A 15,782-nucleotide genomic window follows, 5' to 3' on the forward strand; every position below is an offset into this window, starting at 1 on the left:
GGTTCCCGACCGGAGGCCCAGCCATGTCCGACGCCCTTGCCCAACCCGCCGAAGCGGGGTCGTCAGCCCCGCCGAAGCCGAACGCCGTGGTGGCGGTCCTGGCCCTGGCCGGAATTGTCGTCTCGCTCATGCAGACCCTGGTCATCCCTGTCGTTCCCGAGCTGCCCAAGCTCCTGCACGCGGAGCCCTCCGACACCGCCTGGGCGGTCACCGCCACCCTGCTCGCCGCGTCCGTGGCCACGCCGGTCGTCGGGCGGCTCGGCGACATGTTCGGCAAGCGCCGGATGCTGCTGCTCAGCATCGTGCTGCTGGTCTCCGGTTCGCTGGTCTGCGGCCTCGCCGACTCCCTCGTCCCGATGATCGTCGGACGTGCGCTGCAGGGTCTGGCCGCCGCGGTCGTGCCGCTCGGCATCAGCATCATGCGGGACGCGCTGCCGTCCGACCGGCTCGCCGGGTCCACCGCGTTGATGAGCGCCTCGCTCGGTGTCGGCGGCGCGCTGGGGCTGCCCGCCGCCGCGTTCATCGCCGACAACTGGAACTGGCACATCCTGTTCTGGGTCTCGGCCGCTCTCGGTGCCGTCGCCTTCGTCCTCGTCCTGCTGATCGTGCCCGAGTCCAAGGTGCGTGCCGGCGGCCGGTTCGACCTCGTCGGTTCGCTGGGTCTGTCGGCCGGTCTGGTCTCGCTGCTGCTGACCGTCTCCAAGGGCGGTGACTGGGGCTGGACGAGCGGCACCACGCTCGGTCTCGGCGCCGCCGCGGTCGTGATCCTGCTGTCCTGGGGCTGGTGGGAACTGCGCAGCCCGCAGCCGCTGGTCGACCTCCGGACCACCGCCAAGCCGCAGGTGCTGTTCACCAACCTCGCCTCGATCGCGCTCGGTTTCTCGATGTTCGCGATGTCCCTGGTGCTCCCGCAGCTGCTCCAGCTGCCCGAGCAGACCGGCTACGGCCTCGGCAAGTCCATGCTGGCCGTCGGCCTGGTGCTGGCCCCGCAGGGCCTGGTGATGATGGCCATGTCCGCGGTCTCCGCTGCCGTCACCAAGGCCAAGGGCCCCAAGGTCACGCTGATGATCGGCGCGCTGATCGTGGCCGCCGGTTACGGGCTCAACATCGTCCTGATGTCCGAGGTCTGGCACCTCGTCCTGGTCTCCTGCGTCATCGGCGCCGGCATCGGCTTCACCTACGGCGCGCTGCCCGCCCTGATCATGGGTGCCGTGGACCCCACCCAGACAGGCGCCGCGAACAGCCTCAACACCTTGATGCGGTCCCTGGGCACCTCCTTCGCCAGCGCTCTCGCCGGTGTGATCCTGGCCCAGATGACCACCGACTTCGGGGGCACCGCGCTGCCCTCGGAGAACGGCTTCAAGGTCGTCATGGCGATCGGGGCGGGGGCGGCGCTGCTCGCCTTCGCCGTAGCGACCTTCATCCCACGCCAGCGGCACACCACTTCACAGCCTCCGGCCGACGGCCCGACGAGGCCGAGGGAGGTCGGCGCCAAGGTGTGAGCCGGCTTCGGTACCGGGCTGACCGGCCGTCGCTCCCTGGTGGGGGCGGCGGCCGCTCGGCATTGGCGGGGGCCGCGCCTGCTCGCGGGGCAGTGACCGCCCGGCGTTCGCGAGACAACGGCCACTCAGCGTCGGCGAAGGCCGCCCCGGACCGCAGAGCGGCGACCACCCACGCATCCGGCACGGTGACCGCCCGCCATTCGCGAGACAACGGCCACTCAGCGTCAGCGAAGGCCACCCCCGACCACAGGGCCGCGACCACCCACGCATCCGGCACGGTCACCGCCCCGCACTCGCAAGACAACCACCACCAGGCGACGGCAAGAGCCACACCCCATCGCAGGCAGCCAACTATCCACGCATCCACGACGGCAACCACCCGGCACTCGCAGGACAACGACCACGAGGCGACGGCAAAGAGCCGCACCCGACCACACGGCGGCGACCACCCACGCATCCGGCACGGCGCCCGCCCAGCACTCGCAAGGCGACCGCCCCTCGGCATTCGCGAGGCCGAAGCCGCAGGCGGCATGCGCTCTCAGAAGGCTGTCCCGCGGTCGCCCCGGGCTCTTCGCCCCGCCGACCCGGTCGGCGTCACACCGCGCCACGTACGCAGGGCACGCACCTCACGGCTCACCAGCGCCGAGTGGTTGTCATTGCCGACACGGGCTGCTTCTGAAGGTTCGCCCGTACCCCGCGACCCCTTACTTGATCACCGCGTTCGCCACCACGACCACTACCCCCAGCATGGCGTCCATCGCGCCGATGGTGATCGCGGCGAGCCAAGGGCGGTGGGACCAGCGGGCCGTGACCAGGCCCAGGGTGAACAGGATGGTGATGTTGAGGGCGAAGGCCGGGTACTCGACGCCGTTCGCCGGCCACCAGCCCCAGCCCGCGCCGGCCAGGACGACAGCCGTCGGCAGGACCGCCGCGACCAGGGGCCACTCGTCGGCGAGGGTGCGCAGGGCGTCCCAGCGGCGGTGCGGGGCACGCTCGGCGATGTAGTGGGCGTAACCGTGGGCGAGGGCGGAGGCGAGGGCCGTGACCAGGAGCCACGCGGCGTCGTAGCGGCGGCTGTCCCGGGAGGTGTGCCCGTACTGGGTGAGTGCGGCGACCATGGAGCAGGCCAGGACCGAACCGTAGACGCCGCCGAACAGGACGGCCTCACGAGTGTCGTGCCGGTGCGGCCGGGACGCGTCAGCCTCGGTGTCCACCATGCCCTCAACGATCACCCGGGCCGCCAGGTGCCGCCAGTTCGCGACGGAGTGTCCTCCCACCTGCGCCGACACTCCACACATTGTCGACGCACGGGCCGGGAACGACCTCGCTAGGGTCGCACCATGGACCACAGCTTCGTACTCCACATCCCCGACGCCGAGCTCGAATCCGAGCCTCTCGCACGGGAGCAGATCGTCTCGGGGACGCCCGAGGTGACCGGAAAGGTGGTCTGGGAGTCGGAGGACGGCCGGCAGATCCGCGGCATCTGGCAGATCACGCCCGGAGTCGTCACCGACACGGAGGCGGACGAGCTGTTCGTCGTGATCAGCGGGTCGGCGACCATCGAGGTCGAGGGCGGGGCGACGCTGAAGGTGGGGCCCGGCGACATGGCCGTACTGCGTGAGGGCGACCGTACGACGTGGACCGTGCACGAGACACTGCGGAAGGCGTACGCGATCAACCTGTGAGCGGGCCCGAAGTCGTGCCCCGGATCTCCAGCACCGGCGCGGCGAGATCCGTGCGCCCCTCTCCCCCACGCCCCTCGAACCGGTCGAGCAGACACCGCGCGGCCCGGCGGCCGACCTCGTGGCTGGCGTTGTCGACGGTGGTGAGCCAGACGTGGCGGAGCCGGGCGATGCTCGTGTTGTCGTAGCCGACGACGGACAGGTCGCGCGGGACGCTCAGGCCGAGTTCCTCCGCGGCCGACACCGCGCCGATCGCGGCGATGTCGTTGAAGGCGAAGACGGCCGTCGGCCGGCCGGGACGGCTCAGCAGCCGGATCGTCGTGCGGTAGCCGCCCTCCTCGGTCATGTCACTCGCCTCGACGACCGCCTCCTCCGCGAGGCCGTGCGCCCGCATCGTCGCCTCGAAGCTGCGCCGGCGCAGCTCGCCGACGGCCCCGTACCCCGCGATGTGCGCGACGCGGCGGTGGCCGAGGCCGATCAGATGCTCGGTGACCAGGCGGGCGCCGCGCTCGTCATCGTTGGCGACGACGTCCACCCCCGGCAGCCCGGGCTCGCGCGCACCCGCCACGACGACCGGGAGCCGCTCGGCCACCGCCCCGAGCGCGGCGGGGTCGGGCAGCGTGCCGACCACGATCAGGCCGTCCACCCCGAGGTCCAGGAAGGGACCGGCCGGATCCTGCCCGGTACGGCGGTTGAGCCGGGCGTCGGCCAGGAGCATGCGCAGGCCGTTGTCGTGGAGCAGGGAGTTCAGGCCGTCGAGCAGGTCCACGAACCAGGGGTTGCGCAGGTCGTTCAGGAGGACGCCGACCGTGCGGGTGCGCTGCTCGCTGAGGCTGCGGGCGGCGGCGTTCGGGCGGTAGCCGAGCTCGCGCACGGCCCGCAGCACGGCCTCCCGCTTCTCCGGGCGCACCTGGTCGGAGCCCCGCAGCACGAGTGAGACCAGCGACTTCGAGACACCGGCCCGGTCGGCCACATCACGGATCGTCGGCGGTCTCATGGTATGGACCGTTCCATGGCGTGGTACGGCTTGTCAAAGGGTTGACAGCGAGGGAAGACGGCACTCAAGGTGACCTGGACAGAAAATGGACCGGTCCAAAAAGGTGGCTCCCCCATGGTCGATACGCTCGGTGTCGCCGTCGTCGGATTCGGCTGGATGGGGCGGGTGCACACCCAGGCCTACGCCCGTGTCCCGCACCACTACCCCGGGCTCCCGCTGCGCGCCGAACTCGTGACCGTCGCCGAGGACGTGCCGGGACGGGCCGAGGAGGCGGCCGCGCAGTTCGGGTTCGCCTCGGCGACCCGCGACTGGCGCGAGGTCGCCGCCGACCCGCGCGTCCAGGCCGTCAGCATCACCGCGCCCAACTTCCTGCACCGCGAGATCGGCGTCGCGATGGCCGAGGCCGGCAAACACATCTGGATCGAGAAGCCGGTCGGCCTCACCGCCGAGGACGCCCGTGCGGTGGCCGACGCGGCGGCCGGGACCGGCGTGCGGAGCGCGGTCGGCTTCAACTACCGCAACGCGCCCGCCGTCGAGACCGCCCGCGCCCTGATCGCCTCCGGGGAGATCGGCACGGTCACCCATGTCCGCATCCGGCTCTTCAGCGACTACGCGGCCCACCCGCAGGGCGCCCTGACCTGGCGCTACGAACGTGAACGCGGCGGCAGCGGAGTACTCGGAGACCTCGCCTCGCACGGCGCCGACCTGGCCCGCTTCCTCCTCGGCGACATCGCTTCCCTCACGGCCGACACCGCGATCTTCGTGCCCGAGCGCGCCCGCCCCACCGGAGCCACCGCCGGGCACACCCTGGCGACCGGAGAGCTCGGGCCCGTCGAGAACGAGGACTACGTCAACTGCCTGCTGCGCTTCACCTCCGGTGCCCGTGGCGTCCTGGAGGCCTGCCGGGTCTCGGTCGGCGAGCAGAACAACTACGGCTTCGAGGTGCACGGCACGAAGGGCGCGGTGTTCTGGGACTTCCGCCGCATGGGTGAGCTCGGCATCAGCCGCGGCACCGGCTACCAGGACCAGCCCGTCAGCACGGTGTATGTCGGCCCGGGCGACGGCGAGTTCGGCGCCTTCCAGCCGGGCGCGGCCAACGCCATGGGCTACGACGACCTCAAGGTCGTGGAGGCGTACCGCTTCCTGCGTTCGGTCGCCGAGGGCACGTCGTACGGGGCCACGGTGGAGGACGCCGTGCACAGCGCCGTCGTACTGGACGCCATGTCCCGTTCCGCGGAAAGCGGTTCATGGGTGGAGGTGTCGACATGACGGTCCGGGTGGGGGTGATCGGGGCCGGGGTGATGGGTGCCGATCATGTGCGGCTGCTGCACGGGTTCGTGTCGTCGGCCCAGGTCGTGGCGGTGGCGGATGTCGACCAGGCGCGAGCGAGGGCCGTCGCGTCCGGCGTGCCGGGGGCGCTCGTCAGCCCCGACGGGTGGGCACTGATCGCCGATTCCCGGGTGGACGCCGTCGTGGTCGCCTCGCACGACTCCACCCACGCCGAGCTGACCGTGGCCGCCGTGCGCGCCGGGAAGCCGGTGCTGTGCGAGAAGCCGCTGGCTCCGACGGTCGCCGAGTGCGTCGAGGTGGTACGTGAGGACGACAAGGCGGGCGGCGGGCTCGTGTCGGTGGGGTTCATGCGGCGGTTCGACCCGGCGTACGTCGCGCTGAAGGCCGCGCTGGGAGAGGGCCGGTGCGGTCGGCCCAGGGTGGTGCACTGTGTGAGCCGGGGTGTGACCTCGGCACTGGGCGCGGTCAGCGAGTTCAGCGTCACCGGGTCGTCGATCCACGAGTTCGACGTCGTGCCGTGGCTGCTGGACTCCCCCGTCACCGCGGTGTCCTGGCACGCGCCCGAGGGCGAGTCCGCGCCCGGTCTGCGCGACCCCCAGGTGATGCTCCTGCACACCGCCGACGGCACGCTCACCACCCTCGAGACCTTCCTCAACGCCCGCTACGGGTACGAGGTCCGCTGTGAGATCGCCGGCGAGCGGGGCGCGCTGCGGCTGGCCGAGCCCGCGCTGGTCGTGAGTTCTCTGGAGCGGCACCGGTCGACCGGATACCCGGCCGACTGGCGGCCCCGGTTCGCCGAGGCCTACCGACTGGAGCTGCAGGCGTGGATCGACACGGTCGACGCCGGACGGCCCTCGCCGCTGGCCTCCGCGCGTGAGGGGCTGACCGCGTCCGCGGTCGCCGAGGCGGTGATCGCCTCGATGCGGGACGGCGGCCGGACCGTGCCCGTGTCCCTATCGGCCGTGTGAGGCGTGCCGTGACGACACTTCCCGCGCCCCGCACCCCCGACCCCATGGCCGCGCCCGCCCTCAACTGGGGTGTCCTCGGAACCGGTTGGATCGCCGAGCGGTTCATCGGTTCGGCCCAGCGGCACACCCGGCAGCGCTTCACCGCCGTGGCTTCGCGCGATGCCGCCCGGGCCGAGGAGTTCGCCGCACGGCACGGGATCACGCGCGGATACGGCTCGTACGAGGAGCTGGTGGCCGCCGCCGACGTCGATGTCGTGTACGTCGCCACCGAGCACACCGCCCATCTCGCCTGTGCGCGACTGGCGTTGGAGGCCGGCAAGCACGTCCTGGTCGAGAAGCCGCTCGGCCTGAACGCGGCGCAGGGGGCGGAGATCACCGAACTCGCCGCCTCGCGTGGGCTGTTCTGTGCCGAGGCGTTGTGGACGTTCTTTCTGCCCCGCTTCGATGTCGTACGGCAGGTGCTCGCCTCCGGGATGCTCGGCGAGGTGAAATCCGTACTGGCCGACCTGGGTGAGTACTTCGACCCTGCCGGGGGTCATCGCATCCTCCGTGCCGATCTCGCCGGTGGGCCACTGCTCGACCTCGGTACCTACCCGCTGTCGCTGGCCACCTGGGTGCTGGGCCCCGCGGAGAACGTGCAGGCTTCGGGACAAGCGCACCCTGCGGGGGTGAACGGGCAGATCGGTGCCGTCCTGGACGGGCGGGCCGTCGTGCACACCACGCTGTTCAGCGACACTCCGAGCACGGCCGTGATCGCGGGGACCGAGGGGACCCTCCAACTGCCGGGTCCGTTCCACCAGCCCGGCGACGTGGTGTTCAGCCCGGCCGGAGGGGGCCCGCCACTGACGTACACCGAACCTCGTACGGGCCACGACGGCCTGCACTTCGAGGCCGCCGAGGCAGCCCGCTGCATCCGGGACGGCCTCCTCGGGACGCCGCTGCGACCGCTCACCGACTCGGTCGCCACCCTGCGGGTGATGGACGAGATCAGAAGGCAGTGCGGGATCGTCTTCCCCGGCGAACAGCCGGACCGGCCCCGCGGCCGGACAGCGACCTAGTACGGCATGTTGTACGGCGTCACCACCTGTATCGCCGAAGGCGTCGTCGGCCCCGCCGGCGGCAACGCCCCGTGCGCCCGCATCACGATGTGGCACGCCTCCCGCATGTCCTTCCGCAGGTCGTGATGGAGGACGGCCGACAGGCGGTGTTCCCGCAGCAGCCGGTCGTTGTCGTGGTCCAGGTCGTGGGCCACGAACACCGCGCACTCCCTGCCCAGGTCCTCGAACGCCCTGAGCGTGGCGATGTTGCCGCCGCCGATGGAGTAGACCGCCCGGATCTCCGGATCCCGCTCCAGCGCGGCCCGGACGAGGTCGTACTGCGTGGCGTCCAGGCCCTGCCCCTCGGCGATCTCCACCACCGCGCGTTCCGGGTGCCGGGTGCGCATCGCGCTGCGGAACCCCATCTCGCGCTCCTCCTCGTTGCGGAAGAAGCCGCTGCTGAGGCTGGTGAGGACGTTGCCGGGGCGGTCGCCGAGCCACTGGCCCATGAGGTAGGCGGCGGTCGCTCCCGCCGCCCGGTTGTCGATGCCCACGTAGGCGAGACGGGCCGTGGAGGGCAGGTCGGTGACCAGGGTGACCACGGGGATGCCCGCCTCCGCGAGCCGGCCGACCGCGGCCGTGACCTCGGGGACGTCGGGAGCCTTGAGGATCACGCCCTGGGAGCCGCGACGGGCTATCCGGTCGAGGGTCTTCGTCAGCTCCGCGCCGGGGCCCGTCTCGCGGAAGTGGAAACGGGAGCGCAGGACGGCGGGATGCAGCGCGGGCAGCTCGGCCTCCAGGGCCGCGCGGACGGCCGTGGAAAAGCGCTCCGGCGTCTGCATCACTATGTCGATCATGAACGTGCGGCCGACCAGCCGGACCTGGGTGCGTTGCCGGTCCAGGTCGGTGATCGCCTGGTGGACCTCGCGGGCGGTGTTCTCCCGCACCCCTCCCCTGCCGTTCAGGACCCGGTCGACGGTGGCCTCGCTCAGCCCCGCCTGACGTGCGATTTCCCGGATCGGGTACGGGTGACCCACGCGTCTGCTCCTTGAGGGGTTTTTGATGGCTGCCTGCTGGTTGTTCGACGCCTTTGTCATGACAAGAATGACAGCGCTGAGTCGCCCCTGTCACCGAGAGGACGCCGATGTCCTTCACCGCCGTACACCGCCGCGCCTGGCTGTCCGAGCAGGACTGCGACCTCGACTCGTTCCGCGCGCTCGTCGAGCGGACGTCCGACCCCGCCGACTACCCGCACGCCTCCGGGGTGGAACGCAACGTCCTGCTGTACGACGCCGAGCGCGTCCGCGGCGCCAAGGACCGCAGGGAGCTGCAGGAGGAGCTGGTGCGGGCCCTGACCGACGGCCCCGGGGTCGTGGTCCTCCAGGGGGCGTTCCCCGATCACGCGGTCGTCGACCGGTTCACCGAGGTCTTCGACTCGCTGATCCGCGAGCAGTACGCGGCGGGCACGACCGCGGGCGACCACTTCGCGAAGCCCGGTGCCAACGAGCGGGTGTGGAACGCGCTGGAGAAGGCGGCCCTCTACGACCCCTCGGCGTTCGCCGACTACTACGCCAACCCGGTCCTCGCCCTGGTGTCCGAGGCCTGGCTCGGCCCCGGTTACCAGGTCACCTCGCAGGTCAACGTGGTCAACCCGGGCGGCCTCGCGCAGACCGTGCACCGCGACTACCACCTCGGCTTCCTCTCCGACGAGGTCGCCGCGGCCTATCCGGCGCACGTACACCGTCTGTCTCCGGTGCTCACGCTCCAGGGCGCGGTCGCGCACTGCGACATGCCGGTGGAGTCCGGGCCGACGCTGTACCTGCCGTTCTCGCAGATGTTCGAGCCCGGGTATCTGGCGTGGCGGCGGCCGGAGTTCCAGGCGTACTTCAAGGAGCACCACGTCCAGCTGCCGCTCACCAAGGGCGACGCGGTCTTCTTCAACCCGGCGCTGTTCCACGCGGCCGGGACCAACCGCACCACCGACGTACGGCGCATGGCCAATCTTCTGCAGGTGTCCTCGGCCTTCGGGCGTGCCATGGAGACCGTGGACCGGGAGGCGGTGGCGAACGCCGTCTACCCGACGCTGCTGCGCCGCAGGACGGACGGCGCCGACGCACAGTGGCTGGACAACGTGATCGCCGCGAGCGCCGAGGGCTACCCCTTCCCCACCAATCTCGACAGCGACCCTCCGGTCGACGGCCTCGCCCCGCCCTCCCAGGCGGACCTCGTACGACGAGCGCTCGCCGAGGGCTGGACCCCACGGACCCTCAGGGACGAGCTGCGCGCGGGCGCCGACCGGCGTACGAGCTGAATCAGCGCCGCACAAGCTGAAAGGTACTGGCACATTCATGGGACTTCTCGACGACAAGGTCGTCCTCGTCAACGGCGGCAGCCAGGGCGTCGGTGCCGCCATCGCCCGGGCCGCCGTCCGCGAAGGCGCGGTCGTGGCCGTGACCGGCCGACGCCCCGAGCCCGGTGCGGCACTGGTGGCGGAACTGGAGGCGGCCGGCGGCAAGGCGCTGTTCGTCCGCGCCGACCTCGCCGACGCCGAGCAGGCCAGGGCGTCCGTCACCCGGGTCGTCGAGGCGTACGGCCGTGTCGACTGCCTGGTGAACTCCGCCGGGCTCACCTCCCGGGGCACGCTCCTCGACACCACGCCCGAGCTGTTCGACCAGCACATCGCGATCAACCTCAAGGCGCCCTTCTTCGCCATGCAGGCGGCGGTGGCGGACATGGTGGGCCGCAAGGCGCCCGGCACGGTCGTCAACATCATCACGTCCTCGGCGCACGGCGGGCAGCCGTTCCTCGCGCCCTACGTCGCCGCGAAGGCCGGCCTGATCGGCCTCACCCGCAACGCCGCGCACGCCCACCGCTGGGACCGGGTCCGGATCAACGGCCTCAACATCGGCTGGACGGCGACCGAGGGCGAGGACGCCACCCAGAAGACCTTCCACGGCGCCGGCGACGACTGGCGTGAGGAGGCCGCCGCCAAGCTCCCCATGGGCAAGCTCGGCCAGCCCGACGAGATCGCCGACTTCGTGGTCCTCCTGCTGTCCGACCGGTCGGGCGTGGTGACCGGTTCGGTGATCGACTGGGACCAGAACGTCCTCGGCGGCCTCGACTGACCCCTTCGCCACCGAGAAACACCGCTCGCAAGAAACACCCTCAAGGAGCTGCACCCCCATGCGCATCGGAATCCTCGGCCTCGGCCGCATCGGCGCCTTCCACGCCGAGACCCTCTCCGGACTCGACGCCGTCGAGTCACTCGTGCTCACCGACCCCTTCGCGGAGGCCGCCAAGTCCGCCGCGGAGCGCTTCGGCGGCGAGGTCGTGGACTCGCCCGAGGCCCTGCTGGCCGCCGGCGTGGACGGCATCGTGGTCGCGGCGGCGACGGACGCCCACCCCAAGCTGATCCTGGCCGGAGTGGAGGCCGGCATCCCCGTCTTCTGCGAGAAGCCCGTCGCCAAGCACATGAGCGAGGGCGTCGAAGTCCTCAGGGCCGTCGAGGGCAGCGACGTACCGATCCAGATCGGCTACAACCGCCGCTTCGACACCGGATTCGTCAACGCCCGGGCCGCCGTGCAGAGCGGCGAGCTGGGCAAGCTGCACACCGTGCGCTCGACCACGCTGGACCCGGCCCCGCCGCCGGCCGCGTACGTCGCCGCCTCCGGGGGCATCTTCCGGGACTGCTCGGTGCACGACTTCGACATCATCCGCTGGGTGACCGGCCGCGAGGTCGTCGAGGTGTACGCCGTCGGCGGCAACCGGGGCGCCGAGTACATCAAGGAGGCGGGCGACGCCGACACCACCGGCGCGATCCTCACCCTCGACGACGGCACGATCGCGGTGGTCTCCAACTCCCGTCACAACGCCCGTGGTTACGACGTCCGCATGGAGATCCACGGCTTCACGGACTCCATCGCCGTCGGCCTGGAGGACAAGCTCCCGCTGCGCTCGGTCGAGCCCGGCGTGACCTTCCCCGCGGGCACCCCGCACGACTTCTTCATGGACCGCTTCACGGCCGCCTACCGCGCCGAACTCACCGCGTTCACCGAGGTCGTGGCCGGCACCCGGCCCTCGCCGTGCACGATCGCGGACGCCCTGGAGGCGGGCTGGATCGCCGAGGCGTGCACGCTGTCCCTGCACGAGCACCGCCCGGTGACGATCGCCGAGGTCCGCTCCGCCTGAGTCGCCGCCGGTGTCCCGAGCGCCCCGGGCCCCGGGACACTGGCGCACACTGATCCGGCAGGGCCCCGTCCTGCCGCCGTCGAGGAGGAACCGCGGACATGAGCGAACCGCTGCGCATCGGAATACTGGGAGCCGCGCGGATCAGCGGGGCCTCACTGATCGGCCCGGCCCGGGCAACCGGTCACCGGGTCGTCGCGGTGGCCGCGCGGGACCGGGCCCGCGCCGAGGCCTACGCGGCCGAGCACGGTGTGGAGCGGGTGGCGGGGTCGTACACCGAGCTGATCGCCGACCCCGAGGTCGAGGTCGTCTACAACCCGCTGGCCAATGGTCTGCACGGGCCGTGGAACCTCGCGGCGCTCGCCGCGGGCAAGCACGTCCTGAGCGAGAAGCCGTCGGCGAGCAACGCCGAGGAGGCCGCGGAGGTGCGGGAGGCGGCCGCGAAGGCCGGCACGGTCTTCATGGAGGCCTTCCACTACCTCTTCCACCCGGTCACCCGGCGGCTCCACGAAGTCCTCGCGAGCGGTGAGATCGGCGAGCTGCGGCACGTCGAGGCCATGGTCGCGATCCAGGCGCCGGCGGACACCGACCCGCGCTGGTCGCTGCCGCTGGCCGGCGGCGCGGTGATGGACCTCGGCTGCTACAGCCTGCACGCGCTGCGCATGCTGGCCCCGTGGGCGGGCGGCGCACCGCGGCTGGTCTCCGCGCGGGGCGGGCAGAGGGCGGGGGCGCCCGGCGTCGACGAGTGGCTCGACGCCGACCTGGCCTTCCCCGGCGGCGCGACCGGGTCGGCGCGCTGCCACATGGCGTACGACAGGCTGGAGATGAGCTGCCGGATCATCGGTTCGCGGGGCGAGGTCCTCGCGCCGAACTTCGTGCTGCCGCACCGGGACGACCGGGTCGTGGTGCGCACCGGAGACGGCGAGCGCACCGAGCGACTCGGCACGCGGTCGTCGTACACCTACCAGCTGGAGGCGTTCGCGGACCGGGTGCGCGGGGGTGCCCCGCTGCCGCTGGACGCGGACGACGCGGTGACGACGATGACGCTGATCGACGCCGCCTACCGGGCGGCCGGGTTCGAACCGCGACCGCGCGTGTCCTAACTGTCGCGCAGCTCGGCCAGTTCGCGCCTGGTGACCGACTCCTTGTCGGTCTGGCCCAGTTCACCGAGTGCATCGGCCAGGCAGTCCAGCGCCGAGGTCAACTCGCCCGCGCCGTGCGGCTTGCGGGCCTCGGCCACCGCCGCCACGGCACAGGCGCGGGCCTCGGCCGGGTCCCCGGTGGCGGTGTGGCAGCGGGCGAGATCGACCAGGAGCCGTACGCGCAGCGGCAGAACGATCTCGGGGACGGCCCACGCGAGTGGTCCCCGAAGCGCCTCCCGGGCCTCGGGACCCACGCCCAGCGCGTCCTCGTACCGCCCCAACGCCCGCAGCACACCGACCAGTTCGGAAAGCACCTGCGGCCGCACCAACTCGACGTGCGCCAGCTCCCTGAGCGACATGGCGGCGAGGAGCGCCGCGCACTCCTCGTAGACGGCCACGGACTCCTCCCTGCGGCCGACCGCGGCGAGCAGCATCCCGTACGTCCGCAGCGCGCCGGGCAGGCTGCCGAGCGCCCGGTCCCTGCGGTCGGGGGCGGACAGATGGCGGTACGCCTCCACGCACGCCTGGGCCACCGACACGGCCTCCCCGGTCCGGCCGACGCCCGCGAGCGCCTGCGCCCGCACGTCCCCGACGAAGGCGGTCAGCGCCCGGGACTCCTCGCCCGGTACGGCGGTCGCTGCCGTGCACGCCTCCTCGAAGCGGCCGGACAGCAGCAACGCGTGGGCACGCAGCGCCAGGGCACGGCTCAGCCCCTCCGTGTCGGCCGTCCCGCGGTAGACCTCGACCGCCTCCTCGGCCCAGGCCAGCCGTCGCGCGGGCGACGGCGGCGGCAGCCCCGCCCAGGAAGGCGTGACGCAGTACGACAGCGCGGCCCCCAGCAGGGGTCCGCCCTTCTCCGGCGCCCATTTGGCCGCCGCGCGCGGCAACGGCAGCAGTATCCGTACGAGTCCCATGCGCACCCCCTCGCCGCCCCGCCGAGGACAGCCGCGCCATGGTGGCACAGGGGGTCACGCCGATGCCGCGATTCACGGAGTACGTAGCGAGCACGGGGGAACTTTGCCGAACTCCGCCTGTACGGAGCGAAGTCAGCCGTACAGGGCGGGCCGTTCCACGAGTTCCACGGTCATCCGGCCGCCCTCGTTCAGCGACCTCACGCCGGCCTCGCACACCGCGGCCGCCGCGTAGCCGTCCCACACGCTGGGGCCGGTGACCTCGCCGCGGCGGGTGGCGTCGACCCAGGCCTGGACCTCGCGGTCGTAGGCGTCGGCGAAGCGTTCGACGAAGTCCTGGGCGATGGTGCCGCCCCAGCGTCCTGCCATGTTGGTGACCATGGCGTGGCCGTCGCCGATGCGGGCGGTGCCGCGTTCGCAGACCGCCTCGGCCTGGACCTGGTAGCCGAAGCCGCAGTTGACGAAGATCTCGACGTCGGCGAGGGCGCCGCCGTCGGTCTCGAAGACGACGAACTGCGGGTCCTGGAGGTCGTCGGGGGCGTTCGCGGACGGCGTCGGGCGCATTACCGTGACCGCGGTGATCTCGTGCCCGAGCAGCCAGCGGGTCACGTCGGTCTCGTGGGCCACGGAGTCGCTGATCAGCATGGAGCTGGTGAAGAAGGGCGGGCTCGCGGCGTTGCGGTGCCGGTTGTGCAGCATGAGCGGCCGCCCCAACTGGCCTGTCTCCAGCAGGGACTTGAGCTTCATGTACTCGGTGTCGTAGCGCCGCATGAAGCCCACTTGGGCACGTCTGCGGCCCAGTCGTTGCTCGGCCTCCACGACCCGCAGCGCGGACGCCGCGTCGGGGGTGAGCGGCTTCTCGCACAGCACCGGCAGATCGTGCTCGAAGGCCTGGAGGAGTGCCGCCTCGTGGGCGGGGCCAGGCGAGGCGATCAGGACGGCGTCGACATCGGCTGCCGCCATCGCCGAGGCCGGGTCGGTGTAGGCGGTGCAGCCGTCGACGCGGGCGGCGATCGTCTTGGCGCGTTCCGCGTCGACGTCCACGACGGCGCTCACCCGGGCGCCGCTGACGACCTCATGGATACGGCGGACGTGGTCGGCGCCCATCTTGCCGGTGCCGATGACGGCGACGCCCAGGGTGGCTCGCTCGGTCATGGTCATCCCTTCAGGCGCCGCAGGACCTCAGGAACTTACGGGTGCGCACCGCGATCGGCAGCGGCTTGTCCGGCTCGCACGGGTACATGTCCTGCTCGACGATGGCGAACAGCTCCACGCCGAGCTTCTGCGCCGCCACCAGGACCGGCTCCAACTCGGGTACACCGGACGGCGGTTCGCACATCACTCCGCGCTGGACGGCCGGCCCGAACGGCACCTCGTTCGTGACGACGTCCGCGAGGATCTCCGGGTCGACCTGCTTGAGGTGGAGATAGCCGATGCGCTCGCCGTACGTCTCGATGAGCTTGACGCTGTCGCCGCCGCAGTAGGCGTAGTGCCCGGTGTCCAGACAGAGGTTGACGAGCTCGGAGTCCGTCGAGTCCAGGAAGTGCTCGACGTGGTCCTCGGTGTCGAGGTGGGTGTCGGCGTGCGGGTGGACGACGATGTCCAGGCCGTACGCCTCCTTCACCTCGTGGCCGAGCCGTTCCATGCCCTTGGTCAGGTGCGCCCACTGCTCGTGGGTCAGCTCCGGCGGCTCGAGGATCTCGGCGGTCTTGTCGTCGCGCCAGAAGGACGGGATGACGACGAGATGCCCGGCCCCCATGGCCTGGGTGAGCGCGGCGACCTGGCTGACGTGCGCCCAGGTCGACTCCCAGACCGAGGGGCCGCGGTGCAGCCCGGTGAAGACCGTGCCCGCCGAGACCTTGAGGTCGCGCCGGGCGATCTCCTCGGTCAGCCGGGCCGGGTCGGTCGGCAGATAGCCGTACGGCCCCAGCTCGATCCAGGAGTAGCCCGCCTCGGCGACCTCGTCCAGGAAGCGTTCCCACGGCACCTGCACCGGGTCGTCGGGGAACCAGACGCCCCAGGAGTCCGGGGCCGAGCCGACGCGGATACGGTCGAGTGGGGCCGCCAT

The 15,782-nt window shown here is 71.9% G+C and carries 15 protein-coding genes; 9 read left to right on the forward strand and 6 right to left on the reverse strand.

All coding sequences use genetic code 11. The annotated features are described in order from the left end of the window. Nucleotides 1-23: 23 nt before the first annotated feature. Nucleotides 24-1,502 carry an MFS transporter gene (locus tag RNB18_RS24010; protein ID WP_311716173.1) on the forward strand — a complete coding sequence of 493 codons (1,479 nt, stop codon included), beginning with the start codon at nucleotides 24-26 and terminating at the stop codon, nucleotides 1,500-1,502. Nucleotides 1,503-2,206: 704 nt separating this feature from the next. On the opposite strand, the gene RNB18_RS24015 is transcribed toward RNB18_RS24010, so the two are convergent. Next, entirely contained in the window at nucleotides 2,207-2,719 is a 513-nt protein-coding gene (locus RNB18_RS24015) for a hypothetical protein (protein WP_311716395.1), read from the reverse strand. Nucleotides 2,720-2,842: 123 nt separating this feature from the next. Between RNB18_RS24015 and RNB18_RS24020 the strand changes: the two genes are divergently transcribed. After that, nucleotides 2,843-3,187: a cupin domain-containing protein gene (locus RNB18_RS24020; RefSeq protein ID WP_311716174.1), complete on the forward strand. Its 345-nt coding sequence runs from the start codon at nucleotides 2,843-2,845 to the stop codon at nucleotides 3,185-3,187. On the opposite strand, the gene RNB18_RS24025 is transcribed toward RNB18_RS24020, so the two are convergent. After that, nucleotides 3,177-4,181: a LacI family DNA-binding transcriptional regulator gene (locus RNB18_RS24025; protein ID WP_311716175.1), complete on the reverse strand. Its 1,005-nt coding sequence runs from the start codon at nucleotides 4,179-4,181 to the stop codon at nucleotides 3,177-3,179. The two genes, RNB18_RS24020 and RNB18_RS24025, sit on opposite strands and share 11 nt — an antisense overlap. 114 nt (nucleotides 4,182-4,295) lie before the next feature. Between RNB18_RS24025 and RNB18_RS24030 the strand changes: the two genes are divergently transcribed. Genes RNB18_RS24030 through RNB18_RS24040 form a run of 3 tightly spaced genes read left to right on the forward strand, consistent with a single transcriptional unit; the run spans nucleotide 4,296 to nucleotide 7,497 of the window. Then, a complete protein-coding gene (locus RNB18_RS24030) occupies nucleotides 4,296-5,450 on the forward strand; it encodes a Gfo/Idh/MocA family protein (protein WP_311716176.1) in 1,155 nt (384 codons plus the stop codon). Then, a complete protein-coding gene (locus tag RNB18_RS24035) occupies nucleotides 5,447-6,439 on the forward strand; it encodes a Gfo/Idh/MocA family oxidoreductase (RefSeq protein ID WP_311716177.1) in 993 nt (330 codons plus the stop codon). Before RNB18_RS24030 ends, RNB18_RS24035 begins: the two co-directional genes overlap by 4 nt. 8 nt (nucleotides 6,440-6,447) lie before the next feature. Beyond that, entirely contained in the window at nucleotides 6,448-7,497 is a 1,050-nt protein-coding gene (locus RNB18_RS24040; protein ID WP_311716178.1) for a Gfo/Idh/MocA family protein, read from the forward strand. Here RNB18_RS24040 and RNB18_RS24045 read toward each other — a convergent pair. Next, a complete protein-coding gene (locus RNB18_RS24045) occupies nucleotides 7,494-8,513 on the reverse strand; it encodes a LacI family DNA-binding transcriptional regulator (protein ID WP_311716179.1) in 1,020 nt (339 codons plus the stop codon). The genes RNB18_RS24040 and RNB18_RS24045 overlap by 4 nt on opposite strands. Nucleotides 8,514-8,620: 107 nt before the next feature. On the opposite strand from RNB18_RS24045, the gene RNB18_RS24050 reads away from it, so the two are divergent. From RNB18_RS24050 to RNB18_RS24065, 4 genes are all read left to right on the forward strand, one after another. After that, the gene (locus RNB18_RS24050) at nucleotides 8,621-9,787 is read left to right on the forward strand and encodes a phytanoyl-CoA dioxygenase family protein (RefSeq protein ID WP_311716180.1); all 1,167 of its coding nucleotides are present in this window, start codon (nucleotides 8,621-8,623) and stop codon (nucleotides 9,785-9,787) included. Between the two features lie 37 nt (nucleotides 9,788-9,824). After that, nucleotides 9,825-10,601, forward strand: a complete 777-nt coding sequence (locus RNB18_RS24055) for an SDR family oxidoreductase (protein ID WP_266511042.1) — start codon at nucleotides 9,825-9,827, stop codon at nucleotides 10,599-10,601. A gap of 58 nt (nucleotides 10,602-10,659) precedes the next feature. Then, the gene (locus RNB18_RS24060; RefSeq protein WP_311716181.1) at nucleotides 10,660-11,664 is read left to right on the forward strand and encodes a Gfo/Idh/MocA family protein; all 1,005 of its coding nucleotides are present in this window, start codon (nucleotides 10,660-10,662) and stop codon (nucleotides 11,662-11,664) included. A 98-nt stretch (nucleotides 11,665-11,762) separates the two neighbouring features. Then, the gene (locus RNB18_RS24065; RefSeq protein ID WP_311716182.1) at nucleotides 11,763-12,764 is read left to right on the forward strand and encodes a Gfo/Idh/MocA family protein; all 1,002 of its coding nucleotides are present in this window, start codon (nucleotides 11,763-11,765) and stop codon (nucleotides 12,762-12,764) included. On the opposite strand, the gene RNB18_RS24070 is transcribed toward RNB18_RS24065, so the two are convergent. The 3 genes from RNB18_RS24070 to RNB18_RS24080 form a co-directional block, all read right to left on the reverse strand. Continuing rightward, nucleotides 12,761-13,717: a hypothetical protein gene (locus RNB18_RS24070; RefSeq protein ID WP_311716183.1), complete on the reverse strand. Its 957-nt coding sequence runs from the start codon at nucleotides 13,715-13,717 to the stop codon at nucleotides 12,761-12,763. The genes RNB18_RS24065 and RNB18_RS24070 overlap by 4 nt on opposite strands. A 132-nt stretch (nucleotides 13,718-13,849) precedes the next feature. After that, the gene (locus RNB18_RS24075; protein ID WP_311716184.1) at nucleotides 13,850-14,869 is read right to left on the reverse strand and encodes a Gfo/Idh/MocA family protein; all 1,020 of its coding nucleotides are present in this window, start codon (nucleotides 14,867-14,869) and stop codon (nucleotides 13,850-13,852) included. A gap of 10 nt (nucleotides 14,870-14,879) precedes the next feature. After that, entirely contained in the window at nucleotides 14,880-15,782 is a 903-nt protein-coding gene (locus RNB18_RS24080) for a sugar phosphate isomerase/epimerase family protein (RefSeq protein ID WP_311716185.1), read from the reverse strand.

Source organism: Streptomyces doebereineriae (genome assembly GCF_031845645.1).
Classification (GTDB): Bacteria; Actinomycetota; Actinomycetes; order Streptomycetales; family Streptomycetaceae; genus Streptomyces; species Streptomyces canus.

What these genes read in the sequence shown, in the direction of transcription:
- RNB18_RS24010 (WP_311716173.1), top strand. Translation starts at nt 24, where the DNA reads ATGTCCGACGCCCTTGCCCAACCCGCCGAAGCGGGGTCGTCAGCCCCG.
- RNB18_RS24015 (WP_311716395.1), bottom strand. Translation starts at nt 2,719, where the DNA reads ATGGTGGACACCGAGGCTGACGCGTCCCGGCCGCACCGGCACGACACT.
- RNB18_RS24020 (WP_311716174.1), top strand. Translation starts at nt 2,843, where the DNA reads ATGGACCACAGCTTCGTACTCCACATCCCCGACGCCGAGCTCGAATCC.
- RNB18_RS24025 (WP_311716175.1), bottom strand. Translation starts at nt 4,181, where the DNA reads ATGAGACCGCCGACGATCCGTGATGTGGCCGACCGGGCCGGTGTCTCG.
- RNB18_RS24030 (WP_311716176.1), top strand. Translation starts at nt 4,296, where the DNA reads ATGGTCGATACGCTCGGTGTCGCCGTCGTCGGATTCGGCTGGATGGGG.
- RNB18_RS24035 (WP_311716177.1), top strand. Translation starts at nt 5,447, where the DNA reads ATGACGGTCCGGGTGGGGGTGATCGGGGCCGGGGTGATGGGTGCCGAT.
- RNB18_RS24050 (WP_311716180.1), top strand. Translation starts at nt 8,621, where the DNA reads ATGTCCTTCACCGCCGTACACCGCCGCGCCTGGCTGTCCGAGCAGGAC.
- RNB18_RS24055 (WP_266511042.1), top strand. Translation starts at nt 9,825, where the DNA reads ATGGGACTTCTCGACGACAAGGTCGTCCTCGTCAACGGCGGCAGCCAG.
- RNB18_RS24060 (WP_311716181.1), top strand. Translation starts at nt 10,660, where the DNA reads ATGCGCATCGGAATCCTCGGCCTCGGCCGCATCGGCGCCTTCCACGCC.
- RNB18_RS24065 (WP_311716182.1), top strand. Translation starts at nt 11,763, where the DNA reads ATGAGCGAACCGCTGCGCATCGGAATACTGGGAGCCGCGCGGATCAGC.
- RNB18_RS24070 (WP_311716183.1), bottom strand. Translation starts at nt 13,717, where the DNA reads ATGGGACTCGTACGGATACTGCTGCCGTTGCCGCGCGCGGCGGCCAAA.
- RNB18_RS24075 (WP_311716184.1), bottom strand. Translation starts at nt 14,869, where the DNA reads ATGACCGAGCGAGCCACCCTGGGCGTCGCCGTCATCGGCACCGGCAAG.
- RNB18_RS24080 (WP_311716185.1), bottom strand. Translation starts at nt 15,782, where the DNA reads ATGGCGGCCCCACTCGACCGTATCCGCGTCGGCTCGGCCCCGGACTCC.